Annotated in this window: 14 protein-coding genes; 8 read left to right on the top strand and 6 right to left on the bottom strand. The window is 70.6% G+C overall.

The genetic code is table 11. The annotated features are described in order from the left end of the window. The first annotated feature begins 12 nt into the window (after positions 1 to 12). The 3 genes from kdpC to kdpE are packed head-to-tail and all read left to right on the top strand — an operon-like array spanning position 13 to position 4,010. Entirely contained in the window at positions 13 to 588 is a 576-nt protein-coding gene (kdpC, locus tag NX784_RS24305; RefSeq protein ID WP_258819260.1) for a potassium-transporting ATPase subunit KdpC, read from the top strand. A gap of 10 nt (positions 589 to 598) precedes the next feature. Next, on the top strand, positions 599 to 3,322 hold the full coding sequence (locus NX784_RS24300; RefSeq protein ID WP_258819259.1) for a DUF4118 domain-containing protein: 2,724 nt from the start codon (positions 599 to 601) through the stop codon (positions 3,320 to 3,322). Then, positions 3,315 to 4,010 (top strand): two-component system response regulator KdpE, encoded by a 696-nt coding sequence (gene kdpE, locus NX784_RS24295; RefSeq protein WP_258819258.1) that lies wholly within the window; start codon positions 3,315 to 3,317, stop codon positions 4,008 to 4,010. The genes NX784_RS24300 and kdpE overlap by 8 nt, the downstream gene beginning before the upstream one ends. Before the next feature lies 1 nt (position 4,011). Here kdpE and NX784_RS24290 read toward each other — a convergent pair whose 3' ends face one another. Then, complete coding sequence (locus NX784_RS24290; RefSeq protein WP_258819257.1) at positions 4,012 to 5,844, bottom strand: sensor domain-containing diguanylate cyclase; 1,833 nt, start codon at positions 5,842 to 5,844, stop codon at positions 4,012 to 4,014. Positions 5,845 to 6,189: 345 nt separating this feature from the next. Here NX784_RS24290 and NX784_RS24285 point away from each other — a divergent pair, with 345 nt between their 5' ends. The 3 genes from NX784_RS24285 to NX784_RS24275 are packed head-to-tail and all read left to right on the top strand — an operon-like array spanning position 6,190 to position 10,000. Beyond that, positions 6,190 to 6,687: a (2Fe-2S)-binding protein gene (locus NX784_RS24285; protein WP_258819256.1), complete on the top strand. Its 498-nt coding sequence runs from the start codon at positions 6,190 to 6,192 to the stop codon at positions 6,685 to 6,687. Continuing rightward, positions 6,684 to 7,685 (top strand): FAD binding domain-containing protein, encoded by a 1,002-nt coding sequence (locus NX784_RS24280; RefSeq protein ID WP_258819255.1) that lies wholly within the window; start codon positions 6,684 to 6,686, stop codon positions 7,683 to 7,685. The genes NX784_RS24285 and NX784_RS24280 overlap by 4 nt, the downstream gene beginning before the upstream one ends. Continuing rightward, a complete protein-coding gene (locus tag NX784_RS24275) occupies positions 7,682 to 10,000 on the top strand; it encodes a xanthine dehydrogenase family protein molybdopterin-binding subunit (RefSeq protein WP_258819254.1) in 2,319 nt (772 codons plus the stop codon). Before NX784_RS24280 ends, NX784_RS24275 begins: the two co-directional genes overlap by 4 nt. Here the strand turns inward: NX784_RS24275 and hisN are convergent. Next, positions 9,978 to 10,760: a histidinol-phosphatase gene (gene hisN / locus NX784_RS24270; protein ID WP_258819253.1), complete on the bottom strand. Its 783-nt coding sequence runs from the start codon at positions 10,758 to 10,760 to the stop codon at positions 9,978 to 9,980. The genes NX784_RS24275 and hisN overlap by 23 nt on opposite strands. Before the next feature lie 45 nt (positions 10,761 to 10,805). Continuing rightward, positions 10,806 to 11,606 (bottom strand): MBL fold metallo-hydrolase, encoded by an 801-nt coding sequence (locus NX784_RS24265; RefSeq protein WP_258819252.1) that lies wholly within the window; start codon positions 11,604 to 11,606, stop codon positions 10,806 to 10,808. A gap of 90 nt (positions 11,607 to 11,696) precedes the next feature. Here NX784_RS24265 and NX784_RS24260 point away from each other — a divergent pair, with 90 nt between their 5' ends. After that, positions 11,697 to 12,677 carry a GlxA family transcriptional regulator gene (locus NX784_RS24260; RefSeq protein ID WP_258819251.1) on the top strand — a complete coding sequence of 327 codons (981 nt, stop codon included), beginning with the start codon at positions 11,697 to 11,699 and terminating at the stop codon, positions 12,675 to 12,677. Positions 12,678 to 12,759: 82 nt separating this feature from the next. Here the strand turns inward: NX784_RS24260 and NX784_RS24255 are convergent, their stop codons facing one another. From NX784_RS24255 to NX784_RS24245, 3 genes are all read right to left on the bottom strand, one after another. Next, complete coding sequence (locus NX784_RS24255) at positions 12,760 to 15,330, bottom strand: PAS domain S-box protein (RefSeq protein WP_258819250.1); 2,571 nt, start codon at positions 15,328 to 15,330, stop codon at positions 12,760 to 12,762. Positions 15,331 to 15,411: 81 nt separating this feature from the next. Next, a complete protein-coding gene (locus tag NX784_RS24250) occupies positions 15,412 to 15,630 on the bottom strand; it encodes a tautomerase family protein (protein ID WP_258819249.1) in 219 nt (72 codons plus the stop codon). A 130-nt stretch (positions 15,631 to 15,760) separates the two neighbouring features. After that, positions 15,761 to 16,318, bottom strand: a complete 558-nt coding sequence (locus tag NX784_RS24245) for a type II secretion system protein (RefSeq protein ID WP_258819248.1) — start codon at positions 16,316 to 16,318, stop codon at positions 15,761 to 15,763. Positions 16,319 to 16,527: 209 nt separating this feature from the next. On the opposite strand from NX784_RS24245, the gene NX784_RS24240 reads away from it, so the two are divergent. Continuing rightward, on the top strand, positions 16,528 to 17,328 hold the full coding sequence (locus tag NX784_RS24240) for an alpha/beta hydrolase (RefSeq protein ID WP_258819247.1): 801 nt from the start codon (positions 16,528 to 16,530) through the stop codon (positions 17,326 to 17,328). The last annotated feature ends 45 nt before the right edge of the window (positions 17,329 to 17,373 follow it).

The following is a 17,373-nucleotide window of genomic DNA, read 5'->3' as shown; positions in this document are numbered from 1 at the left end:
CAAGGAGACTCCATGGCTTCCCTCTTTCGCCCTCTGCTCGCCGTGTTCGGCGCCCTGACCCTGCTCTGCGGCGTGCTGTACCCGGCCGCCGTCACCGCCATCGGCCGCGTCGCCTTCGCCCGCCAGGCCGACGGCAGCCTCGTCGACGCCGGCGGCAAGATCGTCGGCTCGAGCCTGATCGGCCAGCCGTTCTCGCGGCCGGGCTATTTCTGGGGCCGGCCGTCGGCCACGACGCCGATGCCGGACAATGCGGCCGGCTCCGGCGGTTCCAACCTGGGGCCGACCAACCCTGCCCTGCTCGACGCCGTCAAGGCGCGCGTGGCGGCGCTGAAGGCGGCCGACCCGGACAACCGGGCGCCCATCCCCGTCGACCTCGTCACCGCTTCCGCCAGCGGGGTCGACCCGGAAATCAGCCTGGCGGCGGCCGAGTACCAGGCGGCACGCGTCGCCGCGGCGCGCAAGCTGCCGGTGGAGCAGGTCCGCGCGCTCATCGCGCGTTACCGGCACGAGCCCGTCCTGGGATTCCTCGGCGAGGCCCGTGTGAACGTGCTCGCGTTGAACCTCGCGCTGGACGGCAAGACACGATGAGGACCTTCGCATGAGCGTTCCCGGCGACGAGCCGCGGCGCGATCCCGACGCGCTGCTGGCACAGGTGCAGGACGAAGAACGCCGCGCGGCGCGAGGCCGGTTGCGCATCTATTTCGGGGCCTCGGCCGGCGTGGGCAAGACATATGCGATGCTGTCCGCGGCGCGCCAGCTCGCGGCCACGCGCACCGTGCTGGTCGGCATTGCAGAGACCCATGGGCGCGCCGAGACCGAGACGCTGCTGGAAGGCCTGGACGTGCTGCCGCGCCGGCACATCGACTACCGCGGCAAGACACTGACCGAGTTCGACATCGACGCCGCGCTGGCACGGCGCCCGCAACTGATCCTCGTCGACGAGCTGGCCCACTCGAACGTGCCCGGCTCGCGCCACCCCAAGCGCTGGCAGGACGTCGACGAACTGCTGGCCGCCGGCATCGACGTGTTCACGACGGTGAACGTGCAGCACCTCGAAAGCCTGAACGACGTGGTCGGCGGCATCACCGGCGTGCGTGTCGCCGAGACCGTGCCGGACTGCGTGTTCGACGGGGCCGACGAGGTGGTGCTGGTGGACGTGCCGGCCGACGAGCTGCTCGCGCGCCTGAAACTCGGCAAGGTGTACCAGCCGGCCCAGGCCGAACGGGCGGGCCGGAATTTCTTCCGCAAGGGGAACCTCATCGCGCTGCGCGAACTCGCGCTGCGCCGCACCGCGGAGCGCATCGGCGACGACGTGCGCGCCTACCGCGTCGAACAGTCCATCGACGCCGTGTGGCGCACGGGGACGGCGCTGCTGGCCTGCGTCGGACCGGGCCCTGGAGCGGAAGGCGTGGTGCGCAGCGCGGCCCGGCTGGCCGCGCAGCTCGGCGCCGACTGGCATGCCGTGTACGTGGAGACGCCGGCGCTGCAGCGCCTCGACGCCGGCCGACGCGAGCGGATCCTGGGGACGCTCAAGCTGGCACGCGATCTCGGTGCGGCGACCGCCGTCCTGTCGGGCGACAGCGTGGAAGCGGCCGTCGTCGAGTACGCGCGCAGCCACAACCTGGCACGCATCGCACTCGGCCGCGGCCGCGAGCGCTTCCCGTGGCAAGCGACGTGCGGCCGGCGCATCTCCCGGCGTGCGCCGGATGTCGAACTGCTCGAAGTGGCCGTGCCGCCCGGCCCCGCGCAGGACAGCGGCCGGGAGGCGCGTACCGTGGAACGCACGGCCGCCCGCGCGACCGTCATCGCGCATGGTGCGGCGGTATTGTCGAGCCTGTGCATGGCGCTGGCCGCGGCACCGACCATCGCCTGGCTGGACCTGGCCAACATCGCCATGCTGTTCCTGCTCGTGGTGCTTCTGGTTGCCGTGCGTTTCGGCCGGGGGCCGTCCGTCACCGCGACCTGCGTCAGCGTGGCCTGCTTCGACTTCTTCTTCGTGCCGCCGCGCTTCACGTTCGCGATCTCCGATTTCCAGTACCTGGTGACGTTCGGCGTGATGTTGGCGGTCGGCCTGATCACGGGACATCTCACCGCGGGCCTGCGGTTCCAAGCGCACGTCGCCGCGCGGCGCGAGAGCCGCACACGCGCGCTGTACGAGTTCGCCCGCGCCCTCTCGGGCGTGCTGCAGACCGAGCAGATCCAGGAAGCCACGCGTGACGCGATCGGGCATGCGTTCGGCGTGCGCACTGTCCTGCTGCTGCCGGACGCCGACGGACGCCTGGGCGCCGCCGGCGATGGCGGCGATGCGCCGGCCTTCGCCTTCGACACCGGCATCGCCCAATGGGCGTACGACCACGGCGCCAGCGCCGGCATGGGCACCGACACGCTGCCCGGCAGTCCCCTCTTCTACATGCCGCTGGTCGCGCCGATGCGCACCCGTGGCGTGCTCGCGATCGATGCCACGGCGCCGCACTGGTTGCTGGCGCCGGAACAGCGCCAGCAGCTGGACACCTTCGCGACGCTGGCCGCCATCGCGCTGGAGCGGGTGCACTACATCGAGGTAGCGCAGGAAGCGCTGGTAAAAATCGAATCCGAGCGCCTTCGCAACTCGTTGCTGGCGGCGCTGTCGCACGATCTGCGCACGCCGCTCACGTCGCTGATGGCGCAGGCCGAGTCGCTGGCGCGTTCCGCGCCGCCGCTGGCGCCGGCCCAGCGCACGATGGCGGACGCGCTGCGCGACGAAATGGTCCGTATGAGCATGCTGGTGACGAACCTGCTCGACATGGCCCGCATCGAAAGCGGCGACGTCAAGCTCAAGCTGCAGTGGCAGCCCATTGAGGAGGTCATCGGCAGCGCGCTCTCGGCCAGCCGCGCGGCGCTCGCGGGCCATGCGGTCGAAACGCACGTGCCGGCCGACCTGCCGCTGGTGCAGTACGACGCCGTACTGATCGAGCGGGTGCTGGCCAACCTGCTCGAGAACGCGGGCAAGTACACGCCGCCGGGCAGCACGGTCGCCGTCTCGGCCGAGCGCCGTGGGCAGTGGCTGAGCGTCGCCGTTGCGGACGACGGCCCCGGACTGCCGCCCGGCCAGGAAGAAGCGGTGTTCGATAAATTCATGCGCGGCGAGCGCGAATCCGCGAAGCCCGGCGTCGGCCTGGGCCTGGCCATCTGCCGCGCGATCGTGGGCGCGCACGGCGGCTCGATCCATGGGGCGAACCGTCCCCAAGGCGGCGCCGCGTTCGTGTTCACGCTGCCGCTGGGGACGCCGCCGGCGCTGCCCCCGCTGGACGAGGATCTGGAAGTCGAGGAACAGGATGAGTGATTACACCGGTATCGCCCTGCTCGTGGAGGACGAGCCCCACATCCGCCGCTTCGTGCGCGGCGCGCTGGAACAGGAAGGATGGCAGGTGCACGAGGCGGAAACCGTCCGGCGCGGCCTGACGGAAGCCGGCACGCGCAAGCCGGACATCGTCATCCTCGACCTCGGCCTGCCCGACGGCGACGGCGTCGACTTCATCGCCGACCTGCGCAAGTGGTCCGCCGTGCCCGTCATCGTGCTGTCGGCCCGCGTGAACGAAGAAGAGAAGATCCGCGCGCTCGACCAGGGCGCCGACGACTATCTGACCAAGCCGTTCGGCGTCGGCGAGCTGCTGGCGCGCGTGCGCGCGTCGCAGCGGCGCCAGCGCGGTCCGGCGACGGGCGGCGACGGCAGGGTGCGGTTCGGCGACGTCGTGGTCGACGTGCAGAACCGGCGCGTGACCAAGGGGGGCGTCATCGTGCGGCTCACGCCGACGGAACACCGACTGCTGGCGGTGCTCGTGGCCAATCCCGGCAAGGTCATGACGACGCCCCAGCTGCTGCGCACCGTGTGGGGCCCGAACCTGGCCGACCATGCGCATTACCTGCGGATCTACATGGGGCACCTGCGGCACAAGTTGGAAGACAACCCGGCCCAGCCCCGGTACATGATCACGGAAACCGGCGTGGGCTACCGCTTCCAGCTGCCGTGATTCAGGCGCCGGCGACCAGCACCGACGCCCTGTCGCGCCCCGCGTTCTTCGAGCGGTACAGCGCCTCGTCCGCCGCCTGCGCGAGCGCCGCCTGGTCTGGATGCGCGCTCCACGCGATGCCGACGCTGCTCGCTACCCGCACGACGCGGCCGTCCAGCTCGAATGGCGGACGTAGCGCGTCCTGCAGCTTGGCCGCGATCCGCTCGCACTCTAATGGCGAACCCACCTGCTCCAGCACGACGACGAATTCGTCGCCGGCCAGGCGCGCCACGATGTCGGAGCTGCGCACGGCGCCGGCCAGGCGGCGGCCGAACTCGCGCAGCACGGCGTCGCCGACGGCGTGGCCGAGACTGTCGTTGATCTGCTTGAAGTGGTCGACGTCGAGGTAGGCCAGCGCCAGCGGCGCGGCCGTGCGGCGCGTGCGCGCGATCGCCTGCGCGAGGCGTTCCTCGTAGCTGCGCCGGTTGGGCAGCCCGGTCAGGTGGTCGGAATGCGCGAGCGCGTGCAATTGGCGTTCGTACTCGCGTGCCGACGTGGCGTCCGTCGACAGCACGTAGATGCCCTGCACGACGCCGTCGCGCAGATGCGGCAGATAGGTCGAACTGACCACGCGGGTGCGGCCGCGCCGCACTTCCTCGATCTCCAGGTGCGACGCGTGGCCGTCCAGGCAGCGCGCCAGCGCGGCGCGGCGCGACGCAAAGAACGCCTCGCCCATCGCTTCCAGCACCGTCTTGCCGATCATGTCCTGGCTCTTCACGCCGAACCACTCGCGATAACGTTCGTTGGCGAAGCGGTAGCGCAGGTCGGTGTCGACGTAGGCGATCAGCGCGGGCACGTTGTCGGCAATCGTGCGCAGCCATTCGCCGCTCTCGGCCAGCCGGGCGCGCGACGCGTCCAGTTCCGTCACGTCCTTCAGCGCGACGACGGCACCCAGCGGCTCGCCGCCGCGACCCGTCAGCGCCCGCCCGCTCGCCAGCACGCGGCGCGGCGCGGCGCCCCCTGCGCGGATCGTCATGCCGGCGTCGACCACGCGTTCGCCGCGCAGCGCACGCACGAGCGGGACCTCGTCCGGCGTCAGCGGCGTGATGCCGTCCTCGCCGTACAGGTCGTAGCGGGTGGGCCAGTCGGCCGCCGGCAAGCCGGCATCCGCATCGAGACCGTGGAAGGCGCGCGCGGCGCGGTTGAACAACGTCAGGTGGCCGTCCGCGTCGCACGCGACGACGCCCACGTCCACCGTTTCCAGCACGGCGTCGAGCAACTCCTGCTTCTGCCGCACCACCTGTTCCGCCGTCGCCCGCAAACGCATCGCCAGTTCGAGCGCGGCGTTCCGGTCGTGCAGCGCGCGCTGGTCCGCGTCGTGTGCGCCATCGGCGTCGCGGTGCAGCTCTTCCTGCGCCATGCGCGCGAGGTCGAGCAGCAGGCGCCGGTCGGCGTCGCCGAAGGCGCGCGGCGCCGTGTCGGCGATGCACAAGGTACCGAGAGGCTGGCCATCGGGGCTGCGCAGCGGCTGGCTCGCATAGAAACGGATGCGTGCGTCGCCGGCGAAGCGCTCGTCGAGCGCGATGTCGGGGACGACCAGCATGTCGCCGTGGTCGAGGGCGCGGGGATACAAGGCGAGCGGATGCGGCATCCCGCAGGCGTCGAGGCCCACCTGCGACTTGCACGAGGGGTGCTCGCGGTCGCCGAGCACGAGGAGCGCGATGGGCACGCGGAACGCGGCCGCGGCGAGGCGCGTGTAGCGGTCGAACCGGTCTTCCGGCGACGCGTCGGCCATCGCCGGCGCGACGGGCGCCGTGATGCGTGCTTCTTCTGCGAGTTCCTGGTGACTGAGCATGAGCATCCTTGCCTGGACGGCGAAGAAAGAACCGGCGGATCAAGGCCGGAAACGAGGCAATTCAGCGCAATACGCAGCCTTTGCAATAAATTCTATCCGATTCTCACCGAACTGTGCATTGGAGCCACATCCGTTGCAACGCGGGCACATCCTATGCCGTCATAAAACTTCGCAAACATTCTACAGTGAAATAATTGGCGAGAATTCATTTTTTATGCAGAAGAGATCAGTTTTGCTGCACAAATGTCACACCGACCTGCCGAGGCGGCCGGACTGTGTGTGTCAGCGAACCGAACGGCGGCTGGCCGGACCGTATGGTTGAACCTTCGCCCGTACGAGGACGCCATGGACGCTTGCCCGCACTACCCCATCCGCCTGCACATCAACGGACAGGAACGCACGTTCGCCGTCGAGGCGTGGGTCACCCTGCTCGACCTGCTGCGCGAACGGGCCGGCCTGACGGGGACGAAGAAAGGCTGCGACCACGGCCAGTGCGGCGCCTGCACGGTGCTGCTGGACGGGCGCCGCATCAACGCCTGTCTCACTCTCGCCGTCATGCAGGACGGCCACGCCGTCACGACGATCGAGGGCCTGGCGGACGGCGACCGCCTGCATCCGCTGCAGCAGGCCTTCATCGAGCACGACGCTTTCCAGTGCGGCTACTGCACGCCGGGCCAGATCTGTTCGGCGGCCGGCCTCGCCGCCGAGGGCCAGGCGACAACCTACGACGACGTGCGTGAGCTGATGAGCGGGAACCTGTGCCGCTGCGGCGCGTATCCGCAGATCGCGCGCGCCGTATGCGCCGTGCAGGGCATCGCCATTCCCGGCCCGGAATCCACATGAACCCCTTCGCCTACACGCAGCCGCAGGACGTCGGCGCGGCCCTCGCCGCGCTCGCGGCGCCGGGCGCCCGTCCCGTCGCCGGCGGCACCAATCTGGTCGACCTGATGAAGGCCGGCGTGATGGCGCCGTCCGCCCTCGTCGACATCAACGCGCTCGCCGGCGCGGGCCTCGATGCGATCGCGGAAGACGGTGCCGGCCTGCGCCTGGGCGCCCTCGCCCGCAACGCCGACACCGCGTATCACCCGCTGGTGCGCGAACGCTATCCGCTGCTGTCCGCCGCGATCCTCGCAGGCGCGTCGCCCCAGTTGCGCAATATGGCGACGAACGGCGGCAACGTGCTGCAGCGCACCCGCTGCGTGTATTTCTACGACACGGGGGCGCCGTGCAACAAGCGCGAGCCGGGCACGGGCTGCCCCGCGAAGGCCGGCATCAACCGCCAGTTGGCGATCCTCGGCACGAGCGAGCGCTGCATCGCCACGCATCCGTCCGACATGTGCGTGGCGCTGCGCGCGCTCGACGCGACCGTGCACGTGCGCGCGGCGAACGGCGAGCGGGCCATTCCGTTCGCCGACTTCCACCGCCTGCCCGGCGACACGCCCGACGTCGACAACACGTTGCAGCCGGGAGAACTCGTCACGCACATCGCCTTGCCGGACGGGCGCCGTTTCGCGCGGCACAGCGCGTACGTGAAGGTGCGCGACCGCCTGTCATATGCGTTCGCGCTCGTGTCGGTGGCCGCCGCGCTCGACCTCGACGAAGACGGCACGATCCGCGCCGCCCGCATCGCACTGGGCGGCGTCGCGCACAAGCCGTGGCGCGTCGAGGACGCGGAAGAACGACTGGTGGGCCACCCGGCGGGCGAGCCTGCGTTCGCCGCGGCGGCGGACCGCATCCTGCATGGCGCGCGCGGCTGGGGCCAGAACGATTTCAAGATACCGCTCGCGCACAACGCCGTCGTGCAGGCCCTGACGAACGCCATGCGGGGAGGCGCGCGATGACGGACCTGATTCCCGAGCTGCGCACGCCGGTCGCGCCGGACGGCACGGGCCCCGTGCAAAGCGGCATGGCCGTGTCGCGCGTCGACGGCCGCGCGAAAGTCACGGGCGCGGCGCAGTACGCGGCCGAGGTCGCGGCGCCGGACCTCGCGTACGGCGTCGTCGTCACCAGCACCGTCGCGCGCGGCCGCATCAAGGCCATCGACGCGACGGCCGCCCTCGGCGTGCCCGGCGTGATCGACGTGCTCACGCACGAGAACCGCCCGAAGATGCGCGCGCACGACCTCGCGTACAAGGACATGACGGCGCCGGGCGGCTCGCCGTTCCGTCCCCTGTTTTCCAGCCGCGTGTTCTGGAGCGGCCAGCCCGTGGCGCTCGTCGTGGCGGAGACGTTCGAGGCCGCGCGCCACGCCGCGCGCCTCGTGGGCGTCACGTACGACGTGGAGGAACACGACACGGACATGCTGGCGGGCCTGCACAAGGCGTACGCGCCGCGCCCGATGACACCGGGCTTCGCACCGCCGAAGTCGAAAGGCGATGCGACGCAGGCGTGGAACTCGGCGCCCGTGAAGATCGAGGCGGAGTACTACAACGCCGTCGAGCACCACAACCCGATGGAGATGTTCGCCTCCACCGTCGTGGTGGGCGCGGACGGCCACCTGACGATCTACGACAAGACCCAGAGCTCGCAGAACAGCCGCTGGTACGTGTCGCACGTGTTCGGCCTCGGCAAGGACAAGGTCACGGTGCGCAACCCGTACGTGGGCGGTGCGTTCGGCGCCGGCCTGCGCCCGCAATACCAGCTGCCGCTCGCCGTGATGGCCGCGCTGCAGCTGAAGCGTTCCGTGCGCGTCGTGCTCACGCGCCAGCAGATGTTCAGCTTCGGCCACCGGCCCGAGACGTGGCACCGCGTGCGGCTCGCGGCCGACGCGGTCGGCAAGCTGCAGGCCGTGTGGCACGAGGCCGTGCAGGAGACGTCGCGCCTCGAAGACTACGTGCAGGTCGTCGTCAACTGGTCCGGCCATCTGTACGCCTGCGACAACATCCACCTGGACTACCGGCTCGTCGAACAGGACCGCGCGACGCCCATCGACATGCGTGCACCGGGCGCCGCGCACGGCGTGCACGCGATGGAAGTGGCGATGGACGAGCTGGCGTACGCGCTCCGGATGGACCCGCTCGAACTGCGCCTGACGAACTACGCGGAGCACGACCACCTCGACGACAAACCCTACTCCAGCAAGGAACTGCGCCAGTGCTACCGGCTGGGCGCCGACCGCTTCGGCTGGCACGACCGCCCCATCGAGCCCCGCTCGATGCGCGCCGGCGATGAACTCGTCGGCTGGGGCATGGCGACGGGCGTGTGGGATTCGCTCGTGATGATCGCGCGCGCATCGGCCGTGCTGCATGCGGACGGACGCCTCGTCGTGTCGAGCGCAGCGTCCGATATCGGCACCGGCACGTACACGGTGATGGCGATGATCGCGGCGGAGCGCCTCGGCCTGCCGCTCGAGCGGGTGACGTTCCAGCTCGGCGATTCCACCTTGCCGCTGGCGCCCGTCGAAGGCGGCTCGTCGCACGTGACGACCGTGGGCGGCGCCGTCGCCGGCGCCTGCGACAAACTCAAGAACACCTTGTTCAAGCTGGCACGCTGCCGCGACGACGGGCTGTTCAAGGAGTGCAAGCCGAAGGACGTGGAATTCTCCGGCGGCCGCCTCCACCTGCTCGGGCAGCCGGAGCGCGGCGTGGCGCTGGCGGACGTGCTGGCGCAGGCGGGCCGCGACCGGGTCGAGGAAAAATTCTTCATGACGCCGCAATTGCTCAAGCAGCGCAAGTTCGCGCGCGCCGTGCATTCCGCCGTGTTCGTCGAGGTGCGCGTGAACGAGCGGCTCGGCATGGTGCGCGTCACGCGCGCCGTCAGCGCCGTCGCGGCGGGCCGCATCATCAACGCGAAGACGGCCGCGAGCCAGGTCAGCGGCGCCGTCGTGTGGGGCATCAGCCAGGCGCTGCACGAGGAGACGTTCACGGACCACCGTCTGGGCCGCTTCATGAACCACGACTTCGCGGAATACCACGTGGCCGTCAATGCCGACATTCCCGACGTGCAGGTGATCTTCGCCGACGAGGAAGACCGCATCGTCAGCCGCCAGCTGGGCGCGAAGGGCGTGGGCGAGATCGGCATCGTCGGCGTGGCGGCCGCCGTCGCCAATGCCGTCTTCCACGCGACGGGCAAGCGCCTGCGCACGACGCCCATCACGCCCGACAAGCTGCTGCTGGGCGACCGCGACCTGCCCGCTACGACCCGCCCAGCGCCGTGACGAGCTGCGCGTGCAGGCGCGCGTCGCCGCACGCGAGCACCGTGCCGCCATGCTGGACGTCGCCACCGTCCCACGTCGTGACGATGCCGCCCGCACCTTCGATGATCGGGACGAGCGCCTGCACGTCCCACGGTTTCAGCCCGGCCTCGATGACGGCGTCGACGTGGCCGGACGCCAGCATGCAGTAGGCGTAGCAATCGCCGCCGTAGCGCAGCAGCCGCGCGCGGGCGGCCACGGCGTCGAACGTGGCGCGCTGCGCGGGATCGAAGATGTCGGGCGACGTGCACATCACGTGCGCGTCGGCCGGTTGCGCGCACGCACGCGTGTGCAGCACGTGGCCGCCGTTCCACGCGCAGTGCGCCGTGCCGACGAAGCGCTCGCGCGTGAACGGTTGATTCATCAGGCCCAGCACGGGGCGCGTGCCGTCGTTCAGCGCGATCAATGTCCCCCACAACGGCAGGCCGAGCAGGAAGGCCTTTGTGCCGTCGATGGGGTCGAGCACCCACGTGAGGCCGGTGCCGGCCTGGCCGCCCTCTTCCTCGCCGAGGATCGCGTGGTGCGGGTAGCGCGCCTGGATCAGCGCACGCATCGCCCGTTCGGCGCCGCGGTCGGCCGCGGTGACGGGATCGAAGCCGTGCGCGCTCTTGTTCTCGGCGCCGCCGCCGGCACGGAAATGCGGCAGGATGGCGGCGGCAGCCGCATCGGCCAGTTCGTTGGCGAACTGCAGGTACTCGTCGAAGTCGGTGGCATCGATGGACATGGCTCATCTCGTCGGTGCGCGGCGCCGCGCCGCATTCCCCGCATACTACCTCGAACCCGCGCCGGGTAGCGCAAATACGCGCGCCTCGCCGTCGTCGGGCACGTGCACGCGCGCGCCCAGGCCCTGTGCGTGCACCCACTCGCGCAACGTGACGCGCGACAGCATGCAGTGGTTCACGGCTTCCAGGTGGCTCGCGACGATGGTTGCGCGCGGTGCCGCCTGCGCGACACGCCCCACGTCGTCCAGGTCCATGATGATGGCGCCCAGTCCCGGCACCTGCGCATCGCCGCAGTTCAGCACGACGACGTCCGGGTCGTAGGCGGCCAGCGCCGCCGCCACGTGGCCGTTCCACACGGTGTCGCCGGCGATGTACACGGTCGGCTCGTCCGGATGGCGCAGCACGATGCCGCTCACTTCGCCCATGCGCGCGCCGATGGCGGCCATTACGGCGTCGCTGCCGTGCTGCCCGTCCGTGCGGGCGATGCGGATGGCGCCGAACGCCGTGTGGCCGTGCGTGGCGAGCGTGCGCACGTCCGTGAAGCCGTCGGCGCGGATGGCCGCGGCATCCGCCTCGTTCTGCGCGAACAGCGGCAGGCCGCGCGGCAGCACGCGCCGCGCCGCCTCGTCCCAGTGGTCGAGGTGCAGGTGCGTGACGATCACCGCGTCGACGTCCGTCAGCGTGGCCAGCGGCACGGGCAGGTCGACGAGCGGATTGGCGAGATGGCTGTTCGCCGTGCCCGCGAAGCCCGGGTAGGCGCCCCGGTCGGCCAGCAGCGGATCGACGAGGAAGCGCTTGCCGGCGTAGTCGACGAGCAGGGTGGCGTTGCGGATCTGGGTCAGTTGCATGGCGGCTCCTTGGTAAGTGTGCAGCCATTGTCGCGGCGCAGAGAAGTCTCCGATAGTGGCCCGCAGGACACCTTTCGATATAATCGGGCCATGACCCGATCCCAGCCAGCCAAGTACCGTGTGGCCGTCGTCGCCTTCGACGGCATGACGCCATTCCACCTGTCCGTGCCCTGCCTCGTGTTCAGCGGCCGGCCCGGCACGGACGCGCGCGCCCGCTTCGAACTGACCGTGTGCGGCGCCGGCCCGGAAGCGCCGCTCGCGACGAGCGCCGGCTTCGGCATCGTGCCGCGCCACGGCCTGGAAGCGCTGGCCAAGGCCGACATCGTCGTGATGCCCGCGTGGCACGACGACTGCCGCCCCGCGCCGCCCGCGCTGCTGCAGGCATTGCGCGCCGCGCACGCGCGCGGTGCCTGCATCGTCGCGCTGTGCCTGGGCGCGTTTCCCGTTGCGGAGGCGGGCCTGCTGGACGGCCGCACGGCCGCCACGCACTGGGCCGCGGCGGACGAACTGGCACGGCGCCACCCGCGCGTAAAGGTCGATCCGGACGTGCTGTACGTGGACGACGGCGACGTGCTGACGTCGGCCGGCGTGGCGGCCGGTATCGACTGCTGCCTGCACCTGCTGCGCCGGCTGTGCGGCGCGGACGCGGCGAACCACGTGGCGCGCATGCTCGTGGTGGCGCCGCACCGGCAAGGCGGTCAGGCGCAATTCATCGAGCGGCCGCTTCCCGTATCCGGCAGCGACGGCCGGCTGTCCGCCGTGCTGGACTGGGTGACGCGGCACCTCGGCAGCGACCATTCGCTCGACGACCTGGCGCACCGCGCCGCCATGAGCCGGCGTAACTTCACGCGCCACTTCCGCCAGGCGACGGGCACGTCGTTCAAGCAATGGCTGTTGGCCCAGCGGCTGGCGCACGCGCGCGACATGCTGGAGACCGGCGACGCGGCCGTCGAGGTGGTGGCGCAGGAAGCGGGCTTCGGGTCGGCGCTGTCGCTGCGCCAGCATTTCCGCGCCGCGCTGCAGATGTCGCCGGCGGCCTATCGCAAGGCGTTTCGCGCGCGCGCCGGGTGAATACGTGGCGTTACCGCCCGAGGCGTATCGCAAGGCGTTGGGGCGTAGGGTGGACGGCGCGCACGTTTGTGTCGAAGCAGGGTTATTGCGTCCGCCGCGTCCCGAGCCACGCGTGCAGCAGGGCCAGGTCGACAGGCTTGGTGAGGTGAAAATCGAACCCGGCCCCGCGCGTGCGTTCGCGGTCGCTTTCCTGGCCCCATCCCGTCAGCGCGACGATGCGCACGCCGGCCCAGGCGGGCTCGGCGCGGATGCGGCGCGCCACCTCGAGGCCGTCCATCTCGGGCATGCCCAGGTCGAGCAGCACCGTGTGCGGACGCAGGGAGGGCAACGCTTCCAGCGCCGCCTCGCCGCCGTACACGGCGCGCGCCTGGGCACCGTCCGCCTCGAGCAGCATCGCGAGCGTGTCGGCCGCGTCCCGGTTGTCGTCCACGACGAGGATGCGCTGGCCCGCGAGCGGTGCCGCGCCCGCGGCCGCGTCCGCGTCGTCGTCCGCGTCGTGCGCCTCGGCCAGCGGCAGGCGCACGAGGAATTCGCTCCCCCGCCCCGCCCCCGCGCTGCGCGCCTCCACCGTGCCGCCATGCATCTGCACGAGGCTGCGCACCATCGCGAGCCCGATCCCGAGGCCGCCCTGCCCGCGCCCGGCCGCGCGATGCGCCTGCGTGAACATGTCGAACACTTCGGGCAGGTGGCCGGCCGGAATGCCGATGCCGTTGTCGCGCACCGCGATCTCGACGTCGAGCCCGGCCCGCCGCGCTTCCAGTTCGATGCGGCCGCCGTGGTCCGTGTACTTGGCCGCGTTGTTGAGCAGGTTGGCGAGCACCTGCGTCAGGCGCACGCTGTCCGCGTGGACGGTGAGCGGCTCGTCGGGCAGGCGCACGTCCAGGTGGTGGTGGTGCTGGTCGATCAGGGGGCGGCTCGTCTCGACGGCCGCGTGCACGACGTCCGCCAGCAGCAACGGCTGGGAATCGAGCTCGATCTTGTCGCGCGTGATGCGCGAGATTTCCAGCAGGTCGTCGACGAGCTTGATCATCTGGCGTACCTGGCGGCCCAGCATCTCGACGAGGCGGTCGGCGCGGCGGCGCCCGTCCGGATGGCGCAGCAGGTGCACGGCGTTGCTGATCGGCGCGAGCGGGTTGCGCAGCTCGTGCGCCAGCACGGCGAGGAATTCGTCCTTGCGCCGGTCCGTCTCCTTCAGCGCCTGCTCGGCCAGCACGGCGTCCGTGATGTCGAGCGAGGCGCCGACGTGGCCCGCGTACTTGCCATCCGGCCCGAACAGCGGCTGCGCATAATTGTCGAACCAGCGCCACTGGCCGTCGCGCCGGCGCACGCGGTCGAGGTTGCGCCACGGCCGGCGCGTGCGCACGGCATCCATGTAGTCGGCGATGTAGCCGGGTGCGTCGTCCGGATGCACGAGGTCGTGCCAGCGCACGCCCATCACGTCCTCCAGGCCCAGGCCCGTGAAGTCGAGGTAGTACTGGTTGACGTAGACGTTGCGGCCCACTTCGTCGTTCTGCCAGATCAGCACGGGCACCGTGTCGGCCAAGGTGCGGAAGCGCAGCTCGGACGCGCGCAACGCCGTCTCCACGCGCTTGCGCGCCGTGATGTCCTGCACGATGTTCACGGCCCCCGTGACGGCGCCCGCATGGTCGCGCAGCGGCGTGATGTTGAGCAGGACGTCGATGCGGCTGCCGTCCGGTCGCTCGATGGCCAGTTCGCGGTCGACGACGGGCTCGCCGCCGGCCAGCACATCGTGCAGCGGCGCCGTGAAATTGGCGAGACTGTGGCCGTTCGCGGCGCACGCGTCCGCGCCCCAGCAGGCCGGCGCCTCGCCGGGCGGACCGGCGCACAGCTGCGCGGCACACGCGTTGTAGAACACGACCGTGCCCGCCGCGTCGCATGCGACCACGCCGGCCGGGATCGCGCCAATCAGGTCGCGGTAGCGCTGCTCGCTGGCGCGCAGCGCGTCGTCGGCCTGGCGCCGCTGGGCGATCTCGTGTTCGAGCATGCGGTTGTGTCCGGCCAGCACGCGGGTACGCTCCTCCGCGGCCTGCACCAGCTCGCGCCGGCTCTCGGCCGTTTCCTCGAGCGCGACGATGGTCTGGTACGCGGCGGCCGCGAAATCGGCCAGGTTGCGCAGCACGCGTGCATCCTCGGCGTCGAACTGGCGGCCGGACCGGTTGCTGATCAACCAGACGGTACCGACGGCACGGCCTTCCGCCCGCCACGGCACCAGCAGGATCTCGATCATCGGCGGGTCGAAGCCGGCCATCGCGCTGAAGTAGCGCTCGCCGTGCCGCATCAGCATGGTTTGATTGCGCTCGACTACGACGCCGCACGGGCTCCTGGCGTAGTCGATCGTGCCGCCCAGGTGGTCGGCAAACAAGCCGGCCGCCGCCTGCCAGCGGAAGATGCGCTCACCGTCCCGTTCCTCGAGCAGGCTGATGCCGGCCGAGTCGGCGTCGCACAGGTCCAGCACGAGTTCCGCCAGCTTCTGCGGCGCACCGTGCGGATCGGCCGCCAGCTGCCGGGCGAGCGCGGCCATGGCGCGGTTCTCGGCCGCGTGGTCCGGCGGGCGGCGCGGACGCTGCTCCAATTCCGCCGTGATGAGGACGTCGTCGATACGGGACGGGACGGCTGAGGATTGGGTCACCATCGAAACAGAACCAGATGTGCGGAGGACCCATGCTACCGAAAAGCACCACCTTGCGGCGCGCCGTTTGCATTGCGCATGCAATCAAGCGGGGTCGGCAGCGAGCCCCATCTTGGCCAGCGTGAGGGTCTCGTCGGCCCGGCCCCAGCCGCCGTCGGCCACCTCTTCGACCAGCACCATCGAATGGGGCCTGGCCTGCTCGCCGAAATACTCGACGAACATCGCGGTCGTGCGGTGGATGATCTCTTCCTTGCGCGCGGCATCGACGACGCCCTGGGGAAACTTGAAATTTGCGAACGGCATGAATGCTCCTGTCATGGATGGCGGCGACGGGTGTCGCCGTCCATGCATTGTGGGCGTTCGCGGGCGTGGGATAAATGCCGTGAGATGGAACAAACTGTTCGGCGCCGAGCAACAGTGCCCGGCGCCATGGTCAGCAGCCGCTCGTGTTGGCCTTGACGACGGGAACGCCGGTGCCGTTGTACGTGTACTGGACGGAGCACTGCGTGGGATTGGGCGCGCTCTCGATGCGCCATCCGGCGTCGCCGTTGGGCAGTTTGTTGTTGCCGAAGCCGTAGAACGTGTAGTCGTCGCCCTGGACCGCCGCGGACGACAGGTAGCAGCCGTTCGTCGGGACCGTCGCGCCCTGCAGCACCGCGCCGATGCCATCGCACCAGCGGTCGGGGTAGCCGCTCCAGACGCGTACCTGGGTCGAGTTGTCCATCGTGACGAAGGTCAGGTTGACGGGGCCGGCCGGCGTGCCCGCCCCGCGCAGCGCCGTGAGCGACTTGACGAGGCCGATGCCCGTCTTGACGGATCCGGCCAGCGCCTGGATCGACGCCGTCCGCGCCGACGACCCGAGGTCGACGAATTTCGGCAACGCGACGGCCGACAGCACGCCGAGGATGACGATCACGACAATCAGTTCGATCAGCGTGAACCCGCCGACCCGCCCGGTGCCGGCTTTGATGCCATGCAGATTTCGGTACATCGCAAAACCCCAGATTGGATAGAAAACAAGCGTAAAGGGTCAAATCTATTGCCCGTTGGAATTATTCAGTATAGCCGCGTCGTGCCCGATTGCCTACGACATCGTGGGCAAACCGTTGTAAGGACGCGCCGCCCGGACTGGCGGCGGCCCGGCGTGCGGCCCGTGTGGATTACGCTACCATACGGTCGACAGCACTTGCCACCCTGACCATGGAACTCGAACTGATCACGCGCCGCCCGCCCCGCCCCCGTCCCGACAGCCCGCGCCTGCTGCTGGTGCACGGCATCTGCGTGGGCGCGTGGGTGTGGGAAGAGCACGTCATGCCATGGTTCGCCGATGCCGGCTTCGAGGTGCACGCGCTCAGCCTGCGCGGCCACGGCGGCAGCGCGGGACGCGAGCGCCTGAACGACTGGCACCTGGCGGACTACACGGACGACTTGCGCGCCACGGTCGCGCGGCTGGGTGATGGCCCGCTCGTCGTCGTCGGCCACTCGCTCGGCGGCGCCGTCGTGCAGGACTGGATCCGCAGCGGCGGGCACGCGGCCGGGGTCGCGCTGCTCGCGTCCGTGCCGCCGTGGGGTCTCGCGTATTCGGCCTGGCAGATGATGCTGTCGTCTCCCGACCTGTTCCAGCAGCTGGCGCGCCTCTCCTTCGCCGAGGCGCAGGCGCTCGACCCGGACATCATGCGCCACCACCTGTTTTCCGACGCCCTGCCCGATGCCGACTATGCCCGCTTCGCCCGCCGCGTGCAGGGCGAATCGCGCCACGTCGGCATCGAACTGCAGGGCTGGCGTCCGTTCGCGCCGATGCCCTGGCAGGCGCCGCCGATGTTCGTGCTGGGCGGCCTGGACGACCGCTTCATCCGCCCCGACGCCGTGCGCGGCACGGCCACCTATTACGGCGTCGGGGCCCACCTCGTGCCGGGCCTGGCCCATGCGCTGATGCTCGATCCGCAGTGGGAAGACGGGGCGCGGCTCCTGCTCGAGTGGGTGCTGCGGCTGCCCGCGTGAACGCGGCCGCCGCATGCTAGAGTGACATTTTTTGCGCACGCCCGG

The organism is Massilia pinisoli (assembly GCF_024753285.1).
Taxonomy (GTDB): Bacteria; Pseudomonadota; Gammaproteobacteria; order Burkholderiales; family Burkholderiaceae_D; genus Telluria; species Telluria pinisoli.
This window is presented reverse-complemented; position numbering and strand designations above follow the sequence as displayed.